This window comes from Clostridia bacterium (assembly GCA_026414765.1).
Taxonomy (GTDB): Bacteria; Bacillota; Clostridia; order Acetivibrionales; family DSM-27016; genus SKW86.
Window position 1 is genome coordinate 16,846 of the sequence record JAOAIJ010000053.1, and the last position, 16,397, is coordinate 33,242.

Annotated in this window: 16 protein-coding genes and 1 pseudogene; 6 read left to right on the forward strand and 11 right to left on the reverse strand. The window is 40.5% G+C overall.

Annotated elements, in window-relative coordinates; all coding sequences use genetic code 11:
- Positions 1-30: 30 nt before the first annotated feature.
- The 3 genes and pseudogenes from uvrA to N3I35_19755 all read right to left on the reverse strand — a co-directional run bounded on the left by uvrA (position 31) and on the right by N3I35_19755 (position 3,558).
- On the reverse strand, positions 31-2,562 hold the full coding sequence (uvrA, locus tag N3I35_19745) for an excinuclease ABC subunit UvrA (protein MCX8132314.1): 2,532 nt from the start codon (positions 2,560-2,562) through the stop codon (positions 31-33).
- A 168-nt stretch (positions 2,563-2,730) separates the two neighbouring features.
- A pseudogene (locus tag N3I35_19750) lies at positions 2,731-3,009 on the reverse strand (DNA adenine methylase).
- 138 nt (positions 3,010-3,147) lie between these two features.
- Positions 3,148-3,558: a DUF1801 domain-containing protein gene (locus N3I35_19755; GenBank protein ID MCX8132315.1), complete on the reverse strand. Its 411-nt coding sequence runs from the start codon at positions 3,556-3,558 to the stop codon at positions 3,148-3,150.
- Between the two features lie 502 nt (positions 3,559-4,060).
- On the opposite strand from N3I35_19755, the gene N3I35_19760 reads away from it, so the two are divergent.
- The 4 genes from N3I35_19760 to N3I35_19775 all read left to right on the forward strand — a co-directional run bounded on the left by N3I35_19760 (position 4,061) and on the right by N3I35_19775 (position 9,063).
- Positions 4,061-4,759, forward strand: a complete 699-nt coding sequence (locus N3I35_19760) for a response regulator transcription factor (protein ID MCX8132316.1) — start codon at positions 4,061-4,063, stop codon at positions 4,757-4,759.
- Complete coding sequence (locus N3I35_19765) at positions 4,756-5,985, forward strand: HAMP domain-containing histidine kinase (GenBank protein MCX8132317.1); 1,230 nt, start codon at positions 4,756-4,758, stop codon at positions 5,983-5,985. Before N3I35_19760 ends, N3I35_19765 begins: the two co-directional genes overlap by 4 nt.
- A 61-nt stretch (positions 5,986-6,046) precedes the next feature.
- Complete coding sequence (locus N3I35_19770) at positions 6,047-6,730, forward strand: ABC transporter ATP-binding protein (protein ID MCX8132318.1); 684 nt, start codon at positions 6,047-6,049, stop codon at positions 6,728-6,730.
- Positions 6,727-9,063 (forward strand): ABC transporter permease, encoded by a 2,337-nt coding sequence (locus tag N3I35_19775; GenBank protein MCX8132319.1) that lies wholly within the window; start codon positions 6,727-6,729, stop codon positions 9,061-9,063. The genes N3I35_19770 and N3I35_19775 overlap by 4 nt, the downstream gene beginning before the upstream one ends.
- Positions 9,064-9,267: 204 nt before the next feature.
- Here the strand turns inward: N3I35_19775 and N3I35_19780 are convergent, their stop codons facing one another.
- From N3I35_19780 to N3I35_19790, 3 genes are read right to left on the reverse strand one after another with little or no spacing between them, the layout of a single operon-like run.
- Positions 9,268-10,209, reverse strand: a complete 942-nt coding sequence (locus N3I35_19780; GenBank protein ID MCX8132320.1) for an arginine deiminase family protein — start codon at positions 10,207-10,209, stop codon at positions 9,268-9,270.
- A 46-nt stretch (positions 10,210-10,255) separates the two neighbouring features.
- Positions 10,256-10,867, reverse strand: a complete 612-nt coding sequence (locus N3I35_19785) for a peptidase E (GenBank protein ID MCX8132321.1) — start codon at positions 10,865-10,867, stop codon at positions 10,256-10,258.
- 50 nt (positions 10,868-10,917) lie between these two features.
- Positions 10,918-11,334, reverse strand: a complete 417-nt coding sequence (locus N3I35_19790) for a pyridoxamine 5'-phosphate oxidase family protein (GenBank protein MCX8132322.1) — start codon at positions 11,332-11,334, stop codon at positions 10,918-10,920.
- Between the two features lie 91 nt (positions 11,335-11,425).
- Between N3I35_19790 and N3I35_19795 the strand changes: the two genes are divergently transcribed.
- The gene (locus N3I35_19795) at positions 11,426-12,373 is read left to right on the forward strand and encodes a YafY family transcriptional regulator (protein MCX8132323.1); all 948 of its coding nucleotides are present in this window, start codon (positions 11,426-11,428) and stop codon (positions 12,371-12,373) included.
- A gap of 208 nt (positions 12,374-12,581) precedes the next feature.
- On the opposite strand, the gene N3I35_19800 is transcribed toward N3I35_19795, so the two are convergent.
- Positions 12,582-13,505, reverse strand: coding sequence for a transposase (locus tag N3I35_19800; protein ID MCX8132324.1), 924 nt, complete (start codon positions 13,503-13,505; stop codon positions 12,582-12,584).
- Between the two features lie 165 nt (positions 13,506-13,670).
- Between N3I35_19800 and N3I35_19805 the strand changes: the two genes are divergently transcribed.
- Positions 13,671-14,054, forward strand: a complete 384-nt coding sequence (locus N3I35_19805; protein MCX8132325.1) for a four-helix bundle copper-binding protein — start codon at positions 13,671-13,673, stop codon at positions 14,052-14,054.
- An 85-nt stretch (positions 14,055-14,139) separates the two neighbouring features.
- Here the strand turns inward: N3I35_19805 and N3I35_19810 are convergent, their stop codons facing one another.
- The 4 genes from N3I35_19810 to N3I35_19825 all read right to left on the reverse strand — a co-directional run.
- Complete coding sequence (locus N3I35_19810; protein MCX8132326.1) at positions 14,140-14,553, reverse strand: ferritin-like domain-containing protein; 414 nt, start codon at positions 14,551-14,553, stop codon at positions 14,140-14,142.
- A gap of 653 nt (positions 14,554-15,206) precedes the next feature.
- On the reverse strand, positions 15,207-15,683 hold the full coding sequence (locus N3I35_19815) for a flavodoxin (protein MCX8132327.1): 477 nt from the start codon (positions 15,681-15,683) through the stop codon (positions 15,207-15,209).
- Positions 15,684-15,933: 250 nt separating this feature from the next.
- Positions 15,934-16,056 carry an RCC1 domain-containing protein gene (locus tag N3I35_19820; GenBank protein ID MCX8132328.1) on the reverse strand — a complete coding sequence of 41 codons (123 nt, stop codon included), beginning with the start codon at positions 16,054-16,056 and terminating at the stop codon, positions 15,934-15,936.
- Positions 16,057-16,201: 145 nt separating this feature from the next.
- Positions 16,202-16,397 (reverse strand): DUF2200 domain-containing protein (locus N3I35_19825; GenBank protein ID MCX8132329.1); only part of this gene is annotated, 196 nt, incomplete at its 5' end.

Sequence of the window (16,397 nt, forward strand, 5' to 3'; positions counted from 1 at the left end):
TTATACGTTACTTTGTCTCACAGTAAATACTTAAAGCTTGCAATAGAGACTAGACAGGACCTTACCGGTATGAGAGCAGGAATTTTTCATAATTTCCTCCGGTGATCCCTGGGCAACAATTTCGCCGCCTTCGTTTCCGCCTTCCGGGCCGAGATCGATCACCCAGTCTGATTCCAGTATCATTTCTGCATTGTGTTCGATCACAACTACGCTGTTCCCAAGCTTCACCAATCTGTCAAATACAGTAACCAGTCTGCCTGCGTCGTGGGGATGAAGACCGGTAGTCGGCTCATCAAACAGATACAGTACTCTTCCACCGGCTCCTGCCGAAAGCTCCTTTGCCAGCTTCAGTCTCTGCGCTTCTCCGCCGGATAAGGTTGCCGTAGATTGTCCAAGACCCAGATACCCCAGCCCTACGTCTTGAAGGATCTGCAATTTTACAACGATATTTTCCTCTTCCGAAAACAGCTTTACTGCTTCATCAATACTTAGTTCCAGAACGTCTGAGATATTGTATCCACTGTATTTGATATCCAGAACAGGTTTCTGATATCGCTTTCCACGACAGACAGGACAGACAACCTCCACATCCGGCAAAAAGTGCATGGATATGGATAGCCTTCCGGTTCCCTGACATTTTTCACATCTTCCGCCGGGTACATTATAGGAAAAATGCTTTGCTGTAAGACCTCTTGCTTTTGTTTCGGGCATGGAGGCAAATAAATCACGGATATCAGTAAAAAGATCTGTATACGTTGCCGCATTGGAGCGGTTGGAGCGCCCAATGGATTGCTGGTTTATGATAACTGCGGCTGTAAGCTTATCCAAGCCTGAAATATCAGGCTTTCTGTTTTTTTTCGTCTGATGAAAATAGATCTCGGCCGCCTCTGCCAGGTGTCCAAAAATCAGGCTTGATTTGCCGCTGCCTGAGACACCGGTCACTGTAACAAACCTGCCAAGGGGGATATCTACGTTTATATTTTTCAGATTGTTAACAGCTGCATCCCTGATGCTTATATAGCCTTCGCCGCCCGGAAGCTTATTACGCTTTGGCTGATAAAAGCTGTTCTGAAGATATTTTCCTGTTATGGAGGCATCGCAGCCGATGATTTCCTGAACGCCGCCGCAGGCTACGATTTTCCCGCCATTCTTGCCCGCTCCGGGGCCGAAATCGATGATATAATCCGCCGCTTTCATGACTTCTACATCATGCTCAATAACAATGACCGTATTCCCCATATCACGCAGACGCTTTAAAACCTCGATTATTCTTTCGGTATCTCTGGAATGAAGACCGGATGTCGGCTCATCCAGCACATACAGCACACCGGTCAGACCGCTTCCCAGAACAGAGGCCAGCTTGATACGCTGCCATTCACCTGCCGACAAGGAAGAAGCCGGTTGGTCAAGGCTTAAATATCCGGCACCTGCATCAATAATCCGGTCAATTCTGCTATCTAAATCAACAACAACCTGCCTGACAATATCCCATGCTTCCGGTGCTGCTGAAGCATTAAGCATTTTCAACCATTCGCTGACACTGGTGAGGGACATAGACAAGAGCTCCCTTATATTGATACCCCCAACCTTTACTTCAAGTGTTTCCGCCCTGAAGCGTATCCCATGGCACTCAGGACATTCCTGACGTACTAAATATTTCTCAATCTTCTGTCTTGCGCTTGCGGAACTGTTTTCCGTATACCTGCGCATAAGGCTTGTAACAATTCCTTCAAATCTACCTTCGGGTACGGTTTTAGGCGGAGCAATATCGGGGAAACGCTTCTTAAACTGTTGACTTAAAACACCGTATAGAAGCAGCTCCATCTGGACTTCATTATATCTGCCGACAGGTGTATCAATATCCATTTCAAAACCATAATACCTGGCAGCCTGGAGCACTGAAGCACCGTATCTGTCGATATACATCTGATCCCATCCTGAGACAGCAAATTCCCGGATACTTTTGGAATGATCGATTAGAAGGCTGACATCCGGTGAGTTCACGACTCCGATTCCACGGCATACCGGACAGGCCCCTTGAGGCTTGTTGAAGGAAAAGTGACTGGCTGTCAGTTCTACAACCTGCTTACCGCAATGGGGGCAAGGAAGCGTCTGCTCAAATATTTCAATATTATCCGTTTCCTGATCCGGCATTTCAGAATAAACAGCTGCTGCTGTATCACTGTAGCTCTGAGTAATAATCTTACCGCAGTGCGGACACGGTCTTTCACCCAGCTTGGCAAACAATACCCGGAGATATGCGGAAATTTCAGTAACAGTACCTACTGTCGAACGGGGATTATTGTTTGTTTGATGCTGATTGATTGATATAGCCGGTGACAATCCCTCAATGCAATCAACCTTCGGCTTACTTCCGATATCCATGGTCATGCCCATGGATTCCATATACTGCCTCTGGCACTCCCGTTGCAGGGTTTCAAGCGCCAGCGTTGATTTGCCGCTGCCGGACAATCCGGTGAATACTATAAGCTTGTTTTTCGGAATCTGCACATCAATGTTCTTTAAATTATTTTCTTTTGCGCCTTTGATCTTAATGAACATGTTATCTAACATCTCCTTATACTCTTCTATTAACAAAATCAGTATACCATCACTATTTAGGGGTGGTGGTATACTGGAGGGTTTGTCGTTTGGATTTTTTATAGTATGCCAAACAATCACACCCGTCCGGCTTCAATTCAGCTTCTATATTCCATAGTGCAGGTCTGATTCTTGGCGCAAAATCATCGGACCATTCAAATCCATTTGATAATAGGGCGAGTCGCAGTAGATAAGGGCATTTTCCCGGCCGTGCTGCCGGAATAAAACCTCAAAGTCCTTGTTTTCTATGGGTATCTTTCAGTCTCCGGCTGCTCTGCCAGGTGAGCTGGAAAGTCTTCGGATATCGAAGGGCTGACAACCATGGCTGTTACAGCCGCTTCCGTAGCTATAGCGGATGAGCTTGAAGAAGACAGCAGCGCGTTTAATATCATTCATCTGCGCGTTTTCAAAGAAACGTTTCTCCTTGGTGGTAGGTGATGATCTTCAGTGGAAAAAAGATACGTGCTGACGGCGGTACTAATATTATGCCGTAATGTACGAGTACCTTGCCCGAGCAGGAAAGAGAATATACCGTGCATCCTCCACTCAGTGGTGATTCCCCGTTTCATAGCACCATTTCGCAATCTCTGCAATCAATTTCAAAGGGAGTGGCTTATTATATGGTAACTGCACCGCACCTTTGCTTGTCTTGTACTCCGTCAAAAGGTCGCCGAAATTCTCGATAGCTTTATCGCCGGGATACAACCCGATGTGCTTTTTGAATGCCGCGAAATGAATGATGTTATGCTTGCTCCAGTAAGTCGGCATACTCCACGAAATACGTTCCTGTGCGTCTGGCAGTACGGCACGGATTGTATCCCGCACCTGATTCAAAAGTGGCTGAACACTCTCAGGTTGTGCAGCGATATATGCGTCAATCGTTTTCGGCGGCTCGCCGCAGAAGTGGTCCTGGTTCTGGTTTTTGAACTCACGTCCGCATTTCGGACATTGCCACATAGTACATTCGCCTCGTTCTCTTCATAATGGGTATTTTTATTGTAATTGTCCCTTCAATAAATTCCTATTTGCCAACATGCTTCATAAAAGGACTCATTATTACTATTTTATTGTCCATATATGAAAAATTCAAGCATGTATTCAAAGAATACCCTAATGTCATCTATAATATGCCCCCAAAAAAACAGGCCGAAAATGCACTATCCTCTGTATCCTTTCTAACGGATTCAATGTTTAAACGAGCGGTTAATCGTGATTACCTGCCATTATTAACTTGTATTTGTAAAAGAAATTTCAAGTACTTATACACTTGTATATTTCAAAATCTCGAAATATACTAAAAGAAAAAGCTAAAGGTGATATTACAATGGAGCTGCGCGTATGGCAAATTACTACTGCTCTTCAGGTCGTATTATTGGTGCAATTAATAAGGGAATTTTGTGGCTGGTGCCCGACAGTGCAGAGAAACCTGTATATAAATGAGAAACAAGGAGCAATATTTATGGAAAATAAAGTTTTACTTTTGGAAGATGATATAAACTTAATTGAGGGTCTGCAATATTCTTTGACAAAAAACGGATTCGAACTTGAAATTGCTCATACAGTGAATGAAGCCGTAGCTTTAATATCAAAAAATGAATACAGTTTATTGCTGCTTGATGTCACCTTGCCGGATGGTACAGGATTTATGGTATGTGAACAGGTGCGTAAGCGAGGCAATACGATTCCCATTATTTTTTTAACGGCTTCTGATGAAGAAGTAAATATCATTCGCGGTTTAGACAGCGGTGGGGATGACTATATTACGAAGCCTTTTAAGTTGGGTGAGCTTTGCTCTCGTATGAGGGCGCTGCTACGTCGTGCCGGTGTTACAAAAGCATCAGGTACAGCTACACTCGAAATCGGGGATGTTTCGATTGATCTGCCTGGCTGCCGCGTCTTTCTGAATGGTAATCTTTTAGAATTAACAAGCGCCGAATACCGATTGTTTTGTTTACTAGTACGCAATGCCGGGCATGTCATAACACGGAAAGCAATCTTAGATGAACTGTGGGATGGAACAGGAGATTTTGTAGATGATAATACATTATCCGTTTACATTCGACGTCTGCGTGAAAAGGTAGAAAATGATCCATCACATCCTGAGCGCTTGATAACGATAAGGGGTTTTGGATATCAATGGAAAGAGGTGTCTGTATGAGCATCCTGAGAGAAAGACAGTCCCGGCACTTTTTCCTCTGTCTGATCGCACTTTCAATTTTTTTGCTTGGTTTTGGCAGTTTATTCTGCATCAGGCAGATACAGGCCGCAAAAGAAATGATGTTATTGCATGACAGCGCGGTTGCCAACTCACTTTTAAAGCAAGGCGTATCACCTGATAAGATAGCTTCCGCCATAGCTAATACAGAAGACGATGGGCAAGGGAAAAAATTACTTATTCAGCTCGGTTATACAGAAAAAACTTCCGCACGTTTTCTGCCAGCTGTTATTGGCTTTAAAGATACCACTGTTGAATATATGATGTTTGGCACACTGGTCTTTATCGGAATGCTCCTCTCCGTATGCGCAGCTTTTCTCGTAAAAAGAGACCTTTTATACCGTCAGGCGGCTAAAGTCATTCTTCAATTTACAGAAGGCAATTTCTCAGTACATTTGCCGCGGACGGAAGATGGTACACTCTATCAGCTATTTGCTTCTGTTGATAACCTTGCCGCTGCATTGCAGGCAAAAGGAGAAGCGGAGCATAAGGCTAAGGAGTTTCTTAAAGATTCGATTGCTGATATATCACATCAGCTAAAAACACCGCTGACTGCACTCAATATGTACAATGAGATTATTTCTGAAGAACCTAATAATCCTGCTACCATACTAGAATTTTCAAAGAAAGCATCAGTAGCTCTTGGGCGTATGGAGCAACTGATACAGTCGCTTTTGAAAATTACACGCCTTGATGCCAGAAGCATCAAATTTGAAAAAGCTCCTTATCTACTTTCGGAAATAGTTGCACAGGCTACTGAAGAGTTAACAATCCGCGCCTCTTGTGAAGAAAAACGACTTACAGTAAGCGGACATTTGGATGATCAAATCACCTGCGATTTACAATGGACAAGTGAGGCTGTTGGGAATATCGTCAAAAACGCCTTAGATCATACTAGTCCCGGCGGACACGTTCACATTTCATGGGAGCGCTCTCCTGCTATGACGCGTATTACGGTTGCGGACGATGGAACAGGTATTGATCAAGGTGATGTTCACCATATTTTCAAACGGTTTTATCGGAGCAAAAAATCTTCAGATACACAAGGGGTCGGTCTTGGACTGTCATTGGCAAAAGCCATTGTAGAGGGACAAGGGGGGATCTTATCTGTTCAGAGTACTCCAAATGTCGGCACAGCTTTTACCATCTCGTTTCTTACAGAATCGTAAGCTGCTATTCACCTTATTGTAAGCTGTATCTGATATTCTTTACGAAAGGGGGTACAAAACTATGGAAATATTAAAAGTTGAAAACCTATATAAGTCCTACGGCAAAGGAGAAACACAGGTTAACGCCTTGAAAGATGTTTCCTTTTCCATGGAAAAAGGCGAATTTGCAGCAGTGGTTGGTGAATCGGGTTCAGGAAAAAGTACGCTATTGAATTGTATAGGCGGCTTGGACAACCCGACTTCCGGTAAGGTCTACCTCGATAGTGAGGATTTATTTTCCATGAAAGAACAAAAACGTACTGTCTTCCGGCGTAAAAACATCGGCTTTGTGTTTCAGTCCTTCCAATTGGTCCCGGAGTTGACTGTGGAGCAAAATATTATTTTTCCGCTGCTCCTGGATTACCAGAAGCCTGATGTGTATGCAGTCAATGAGATTTTAGAGGTTCTCGGTCTGACAGATCGTCGCAGGCATTTGCCCAGCCAACTTTCCGGCGGGCAGCAGCAACGTGCGGCAATCGGCCGTGCGCTGATTACAAAACCCAAACTAATATTAGCTGATGAACCAACTGGAAACCTAGACACGAAGAACAGCCATGATGTCATGGATTTGCTGATGAAAGCATCCCGTCATTACCAACAGACAATCTTGATGATTACTCACAACATAAACCTTACCTCCTCTGTGGACCGCGTACTTCGTGTAACAGACGGTGTTCTTGCTGACCTGGGAGGGATTCGTGAATGAAAAGCTACCTTGACTTAATCCCCATTTCTGCAAAGGTCCGAAAAAAACAAAATAAGATGACACGGATATGTATTGTCCTTGCAGTGTTCCTTGTCACGGCTATTTTCGGTATGGCCGATATGGAAATGCGCAGCCAACAGTTACAAGCAATCAAGGGCAGCGGCAATTGGCACGTTATGTTTGCCGGAGTTGACGAGCAGACCGCGACGATGATCGCCTCCCGTCCGGAAGTCAAGTCATCCGGGTGGTATGCTTATCTCGAAGGAAAAGACCAATGCACAGTTTCGGGAAAAGCCGTCAGTGTTGGCGGGCTGGACAAATATGTATTTGAAGATATGTTCCCTTCAAAGGTAGTAGAGGGGAGCTATCCAACAAAGATTAATGAGGTCGTGTTAACGGAAAATGCAAAAAGCGGTTTGAGTATTAACGTAGGGGATACTATCACACTGGAACATTTGGGTACTGAGCCAATACAGCTTTCTGTTGCCGGCTTCGTAGAGGGTACTTCAAAACTGTTAAGGCAAGATGCATATGCCATACTATTTACAACTGAAGGTTTTCGCTCCGTTGTTCCAGCAAAGATGTATACAAGTTATTATATGTTGCAGCTTTCCACGTATTGCAATATGCAAAAAGTGATTTTTGATATTACACAGCAATTTCAGTTGACCGATAAACAAGCTTTACAGAATGGCAATCTTCTTGCAGTACTTGGACAAAGCAATAACAGCTATATGTTTCAACTATATAGTGTCGCTGGCGTCCTATTTATCATAGTGCTGCTGGCCGGGGTTTTGATGATTGCAAGCAGCTTGAACAGCAATGTCTTGCAGAGAACAGAGTTTTTTGGCATGATGTGCTGTCTGGGAGCCACCAAAAGGCAGATTATGCGGTTTGTACGAAAAGAAGCCCTTCAATGGTGCAAAACAGCAATACCTATCGGTCTGGGTATGGGAATTGTGGTTGTCTGGATACTATGCGCACTTCTGAAATTTTTCAGTCCTGGTTACTTTGCTGAAATGCCAACCTTTGGAATCAGTTGGATCAGTATTCTGTCCGGTATTGCAGTAGGCATCCTTACGGTGCTCTTAGCTGCAAGAGCTCCCGCGAAAAAGGCAGCCCGTGTATCTCCAATGGCAGCTGTTTCAGGAAATGCATATTCTGTTCAGCCAGTAAGCACAGCTGCAAAAACGGCTTTTTTCAAAGTAGATATAGCTCTTGGCATCCACCATGCAAAATCAAGCAAAAAAAATCTCTTTTTAATGATTGGTTCATTTGCCCTTAGTATTATACTGTTTCTATGCTTTTCTACGGCGGTTGATTTTATGCGTCATGCAGTCAAGCCCTTAAAACCATGGATACCGGATCTTTCCATTGTAAGCAAGGACAACACCTGCTCAGTAGATAACAGTCTGATTCAGAAATTACAGGATAATCCGAAAGTTAAGCGGGCATATGGGCGGATGTTTGCATATAATGTTCCTGTGAAAGGCACCGGGCAAAACAAAGTCATCAATATGATTTCTTACGAGAATAATCAGTTTCAATGGGCAAAAGATGACTTACTGGAAGGGTCTCTTGATGATGTGCAGCAGAAAGATAATGAAGTTTTGATTGTCTATGATTCAGAAAGCACACTTCATGTCGGTGATACTATCGCATTAAGTTCTGGAGTTGGGCAAAAAAAAATCAATGTCGCAGGTATGCTATCCACCAGCCCGTTCGACCATGTGGTAGGTGTAGATACTGTTATTTGCTCTGAAAACACTTTTCAACAGCTGACTGGCAATAATGACTATACCATCATTGATATACAGCTTTCTCAAGATGCGACAGACGAAGATGTAAATGATATCCGTTCGCTTGCCGGTTCAGACACTAATTTTTCCGATCGGCGTCTAAGCAACAGTGAAGCAAGAGGAGTGTATTACTCATTTGGGTTGTTTATATATGGCTTCTTAATAATTATTGCCTTGATTACCGTTTTTAATATTGTAAATAGCATTGCTATGAGCGTTTCGGCTCGAGTAAAACAGTATGGCGCCATGCGGGCAATCGGTATGAGCAACCGTCAGCTCATTAAAATGGTGACAGCAGAAGCGGCTGCTTATTCAATTTCTGGTAGTATCGTCGGCTGTGTAGTTGGATTGCCTTTGCACAAGCTATTGTTTGAAAAAATGATTACATCTCGTTGGGGCGATCCATGGTATATCCCGTTTGATGTGATCGGAATAATGGTTGCCATCGTAATTTTAACTTCAGTTCTTGCGGTACAAGGCCCGGCAAAGCGTATTCATAACATGTCGATTGTGGATACAATCAGCGCACAATAAACTTTACAATGGCTCCCTTCCAAAGAGCCGTCCATAACCCATCAGAAATCCAATATGCCATCTATAAAAGTGGACAAAAAGCGAGGCAAAAAATGCAATTTTTAGCCCGTTTTTTGCCCTTCAATCCACAATTCGTCATCAGAATTCCTTTTACCTCATTGGAGAGTTTATCAATTCTCTTAAGAAAACAGCCTTTTCTTACCTTTATACTGGAGTACTTTCTCTTAAAACAGGGCAAGTGGCACAGCGAAACGCCCCATCCAAGCGTGCATGCCATGTGAAATCTACCGGAAAAACTTGGTATCCCCTGCGTTTCAATTCTTCTTGCAAGCGCTTGTGGCGCTTTTGAACGACAATCTTCCCCGTTGCCAGCACAAGAACGTTCGTCCCCATCTCGTAGCGTACCTTGCTGTCTACCTCTATGAAATCGTATGTGTTCAACGGGTAGGGCAGTGAATCTTCCAGAGAAAGTCGATGGATAATGCCGGTTTTCTCCCCAATAATAGTCATGCAGCAATCTAAATGCAGAATCCCCTCATTTTGCAAGTGCACCGGAATCACCTGGACTTTGCTGCCTAAGAGCTTCTGTAGCCACTTTACTCCCTCCATATTGCTGGCATACTTTCCAATGCCGACAAATATGTAAGGATGATCTATCAATACATCCCCGCCTTCTAAAAAAGCGGAATTATGTGGGTCAATTCGCTGCACACATGTACCTTTGTCATACTCTTTCAATATCTTTTCATAACCACGCAGTTCCTTTCTCCTCATTTCAATTTGCAGATTTCCAGCAATCATGTAATTGCCGACGCAGAAGACCGCGTCCCTTGCATACATTTGTCCTAAACCGGCTGGTTCATCTTCCTGCGGGGTAACTTCGTTCAGACGGAGAACCTTAACTCCTTGGGATTTCAACACTTCCTCAACATCTCTAAGTTCCTTTTGAAACTTTTTCTCAAGAAAAGCTGGAACTCTTTTACGTTCCAAAGTACTGTAAATCATACGATTGAGTATTTTTTTCCACCACGCGCTTTCGTCCTCCATTTCAATAGCATGCGCCCCTGGGAAATACAATTTATCGGCAATACCCAGAACTACAGTCTTTAAGGTGTCATATTCATTGTTGATGTGTATGTTAGGCATATAATCCCCTTATTTTCATTTTATTAGGTATATTTTACTTAGGGGTTTACACCGTAATAACCTCAATTCTATCCCCATCCACAACAACTGCCTGATTATTACTAATAGGATATAGAGGTACATAATCCGAGTATTCTTTGATAATTCTATCTGCAGCTTTTTTAAAAGGTACATTTGTATAATGAGGTACAATATAGAAATTTACAACCCCGAGCGAAGAATAATCCCCATTCAATTCCAAGGCGCGAGTAGGGTCATCCATGTGTTTTGCATATTCAATACTTTTTGACATAATCATTGAGCCTGCTGATGCTCCTATATATATTTTGTTTTTTTGAATATGCTCCAAAATCATTTTGTCTGCACCTGAGCGCTTTATTTCTTGTAAAAGGTAAAATGTGTTGCCTCCCTCAACAAAAACATAATCACAGGCTTCAATCTTATTCCTGATTTCAACTGGTTTAGTAGATGAAATATCCAATTCCTCAACGATAAGTCCAAGTTTTACAAGTGCTTTTTTATCAGCTTCAACATAGAAATTAACTTTTTCAAAATTGCTTGCTGTGGGAATGAAAGCAACCTTTTTCCCGGCGCATTCAGCGTAATTAGAAAAGAGGGTTGCTACACACTTAAAATACGATGACAAGAACAGTTTCATTTTTCTCCTCCTTTCATGGCTACATAAGCATTTACACATGTATTCGTTTTCTATAAACGAATAACATCTGTATTCTCAAAGTCTAATGTAACAACCGCTTTATCAAATCTAATTTCATAAAGAACTAAGAACTGACCAACTTGTTCAATTGTGTCGGCGTAACCAACAATTTTTTCTGTAAACGATTTTGCTACATCAAAAATTGTCATATCACTTTTCCTGACCACCCCTCTTGCTCTCACATGTTCATTGCTATTTTGTGGTATTGTTGTAAATGCGACTTGATTATTGGCTTCAAATTCTTTTACTTTATCATTGTTGCCAAATGTCGAAAAGTAAATGGTCTTTTTTTCTTCATCAAATACAAAGTTCACAAGTCTTACATTGGGAATGTTCTCAACACTTGTAGAAAGAGCAATTTCTGCCTGTGTAGCCATCATTCGATAAAATTCTTTTTCTGTGTTCATCTTTTTCCAACTCCTTTTCGGTTGATAGATTTATTATAATTGAAAAAGGTATCAAATCGTGATACCTTTAAAGAGAAGGGAGTGATCTTCTATGAAAAAATCAGAACGTTTGAATGATCTGATGATATATCTTAACGACAAAAATACTTTTAATCTAAAAGAAATCATGGATAAATATCAAATATCAAAAAGTACAGCTTTGCGTGACATACAATCTCTTGAGGCGATTGGAATGCCTATCTACTCGCAGTCCGGTCGTAATGGTTTTTGTGGTATCTTACCTAATCGATTATTGTCTCCTATTGTTTTCACCGTTGATGAAATGTATGCACTCTATTTTGCAATGTTAACGCTTAGTAACTATCAAACAACACCATTTCATTTAAGTACAAAGGCTCTAAGGAATAAGTTTGAAATGTGCTTATCTGACGAAAAAATATTCCAGCTTCGGAAAATGGAAGCCATACTAAGTATGGGAGTAATCAAACATTTTAACGAAAGTCATTGTTTGAAAGATATTCTAATTTTTGCAATCGAAAATAAAGTGTGTGAAGTAGAATACATAAAGGATTCTAAAACTAAGGTATATTTTGTACAGTTTTTTGATATCTCATCTTCGTTCGGTCAATGGTATTCAACTGCCTACAATTTTAAAACTGAAAAACCACTGGTATTTCGCTGCGACAAAATAGTGTCTGTTAAAGAATCCGCCCAATTTGTGGCCAAAGAGATCTCAGAATTTAAAAAAACTGACGAATTGATCTACAAAAATATAGATGCGATTGATTTCAGAGTTGAAATCACACAAAAAGGTGTAGACAAATTTTATAAAGAAAGCTATCCGTCAATGAAACTCGAAAAGAAGGGAGAGCGATTTTATATCAATGGCTTTTACAATCTAGGAGAAGAGCGTTTCATCGAAAACTATTTTATCTCCTATGGGAAACAGGTACTTTCTATAACTCCTGAGGTATTAAGAAATAACATCAAAAACGCTTTAAAAGAGCTTGATTTTCATTATAGTGGAATGACATACTAATAGGGGACATATCTTTCTTTTTATCACTTTATTCTATAGCAACTAAAATAATCATTACATCAAAATAAGGTATATTGCCTATTAACTGTAACGATATTAAACAGCAAAAGAAATGCACTGCGTATTAATCCCAGCACATTAAGCCTTGGCAGTAATATCCAAAGCTTTATTATTCATATTATTTAGCTACAAATTATTAAGAGAATTATTAAGCTGATGCTAGAATTGATTCAAAGGCATCTTGATATAATTTGTGTGCCTTGATAAGATTATACCCTTTGTTTGAAAGCTTCACTATTCCTGACAACGACATGTTACCTATAAACCCACAAATTTCTTTATACGTATGCCCGCATAATACTCTCATTATGTATGTTACAAATGCCCTTATATCAGTCATTTCGTTGTTATACTTTGCCCGTAAACCGGCAGATATATTCTCCCCAAGAATGCTGCATACTTTCTTTACTACCGTCTCGGGCTTTATGTCCCTCGCAATATACTTTTTCTCACTCCTATACTCATTTTCAACATATGCATTCCAGATACTTTCATCTACCTCTTTCATAATACCTGTATCCTTCATAGACTTGACAAAATTATAGTACTTGTTTACAGCCACCTTACGGTCTTTTGAAAATAACTCCAATACCATAGTTGTGTTGATAATGCCGTACGCGTCCTTTCTTTTTCCCGTATATATGCCATAAGATGAATAAGCATAATCCTCTTCCCTCCCAGCATATCCCTCTATATCCTTTGCATTATTGTGGATATATGCACTCAGAGTCAATGCATATACATTATTATCTACTATTGTACTTGCAAAACGCCCCTGGAACAAATGTCCGTGCCTTTTATACTTCCTGTTGAAATAAACTACATATGCACTGTTAAGGCTGTGCATAAAGGTTGATATGTCAAATCCTTTAGGGTTAATAAACAGGTGCACATGGTTTATCATCAGGCAAAATGCGAATATACTGCATTTATATTTATCTGAATACCGCTTTAAAAGCGAAAGATAATACTTTTTATCATCATTATCCTGAAACAGGTCTATCTCACTTATACTTCTGCACATTATATGATAGGAGCATTCCGGGGACTTCTTCCTCGCAACTCTCGGCATTCCAAACACCTCCATATATAACGCACCATATAATGGATTGTTTGTAAAGAACAAATGTTCGCTTTACAGAAGTGTCCCATACCACTTATAAAATTAATGTATATTTTGTCTTAAGAAACAGACTCTATAAAGTGTAAAAAAACACTTTTATAGGAGGAAACAAATATGCAATTACAAACAAATATGCCGGCAATGTCACTCATGCCCAATGGGAATCCATATCAATCCTGTATAGACGCTTGCTTGAAATGTGCTCAGATTTGTGAAGAATGCTTTAATATGTGTCTACAGGAGGCAGATGTTAAGGCTAGAACTAACTGTATGAAAACACTTCAGGACTGTGCTGAGATTTGTTCAACAACTGCCCATTATGTCTCAAGACAAAGCGGAAGCTTAACCGAAATTTGTAATCTCTGTGCGGATATTTGCACAAAGTGTGCTTCAGAATGCGACATATTTAAAGATCAACATTGTAAAACCTGTGCAGATACCTGCAGGCAATGTGCCGATGAATGTAGAAAAATGGTCAATATGAGTAAAGTTCAGTAACTATGATTAAACACAGAAAAAGATATGTGGTAGAAAAATCTCATATCTTTCTCTGCGTTTAGTGGATACACTTTTTACCTATGCTTTATAAACTCATCAGTATAGATTGAAGCAAGGCTGCATGCCGTTGTTCATCATAGATCGCACGCTGGGTATGCATACGAATAAAATGAGCAGTTGCCCTATTTAAAATAGTCTGATAATAGACTGCTGCTTCTAATTCAAGACGGATGGCTTCCCTGACACCTTCAACAAAATTCACAGGTAATTCACCAGGTGGAATTAGCGGTTGCTGTGCACCCATCATGCGTAACATCATGGCAAACCAGTGATAATGCCTCATTTCATCTCGCTGGATACTTGCGATAATTTGCCGTTGCTGTTCATTTGCAGTCATAGCCATTAATCTCTGATAGTAGTTGAAAGCTTGAACCTCTAGAATTACAGCTGTTTGTATGTCGTTTATCAAGAGCAAATCACTACCTGAAATGCCCATCATACCCATGCCCTACCCATTTGCCTCTCATCATAGTCGTTTTCAAAATACGGATTATAGTCCAATTACCTCACCTCTATTACAATACTTTCATGACTTAATTTTTCGATAAATTACCTGCGCTATATGTTAACATAATATTCAACAGAGACGATAATTGTGTGTGAAAGGTCAGTATATTAACTATGCTATATATTAAGCATCTGTGTCCATATTATGTTAATACTCCTATTACTATTTGGACAGCACATCAATTTATACCTCCGATTTTGATAAGAACGAAAGCATTAGAAAGTTTATCTCTATATTAGAAGAACGGGGTTTATTGTTCAGGAGGGAAATTTCAGCTATGTAGATATACTAAAGCTGTGTAGTAAAGGTAAAGTTGACTCTTGTTTAGGCAACAACACAGTTGCCCCCTATGCAACCTGCTTGCTTCCACCGGCCCCTGGAATTAACTCTAAGCTGCGTCCTGATGAGGCCGGTGTATTAATTGGAAGGACACCTCCTCCTACCTTGTATTATTGCTTCCGAAGTTATTTAGGATTTATTGGAAATGAAATCATCTCTGCTTTTCAGCATCTTACAATTGCATAACATATTAATTATGCTTTTAGTTGTATTTTTGTAAATAATATCTCTTTAAAAATAGGAATTTATTTTATTTCATATCCAAATGTCTTAAGCCAATTTGCGACCTCATCCGATGAAACATTACCACTTACGGCAAAACCAGGTAGGATTGTGGATTTTGGGCATTCTTTTGCTATATCGTTTTCAATTTGACCAAATCCACCACCGCCATGAGTGCAAAAAGGAATTATTGTTTTGCCCATAAAGTCGTGCTGTCTAAGGAAACTCATAACTGGCGGTGCTAATGTTTTAAACCAGTTGGGTGAGCCTATAAATATTGTTTGATAATTGTCTATTGGTTCATTTCCAGATATTAATTTGGGGCAAAATCCTCGGAAAATCTGATTTCTTACTTCTTTAGCAGCTGTATTATAGTCAAAGGAATAATTCTTATCTGGAATCAATTCTCTTAATGTTCCAGCGGTTTGTGCTGCTATTTCCAATGCTAAATTCTCTGTGGATTTGAATAGTGAATAATAAACTATCAGTGTATTGTTCATATATGTTAATTCCTTCGTAAAACTTTAACTTAATCTCTTTTGCTTATCTCATCAGTTATCAGTGATTTTGAAATATACATTGCTTAATCATGTTCTTGAAGCGAGTATGATGTAAGTTTCCCTCCGCATGTTTTTGCTATGTTTTTTCACATCTATTGATAGTTGAAGAAATAATTTGTAGGGTTCCTTCTAAAGTTTAATAGAATAGGGGTCGTATTGCATATAATATCCTCCTCGAGTCTGCAAAAAACTAATTGCCGGGCAGTTGGATGCTGCACCAGCAGCTTACATTACATTGGCCATATTTATTATGGCCCACAGCCGTCACCGTTCCGTCAGATTTAAGACCAACGGTATGACGACGACCCGCCACTATGGTATCTTTGGGAATAGGTAGTCTTTTACTGCCACTATTTTACCAAGCTTCGTCCACTCTGCAGATGGAGTCGTCGCTTTGCTTGGCGCAGAGACTAAATTGTTTCATGGAAATCCATCCTTGTGAAATTTCGAAGCTATAATTATTTCTCTCGAAGTATTTTATCCATAGATTTGCCTTTTGCCAATTCATCAATCAGCTTATCCAAATATCGAATTTCCTGCATCGTCGGCTCTTTTATATCTTCTACCCTGACACCGCAAATAACTCCCTTTATTAGAGTTCTTGACGGGTTTAGGAGGGGAGCATCATTAAAGAATGTCTCAAAGTCTGTTTGT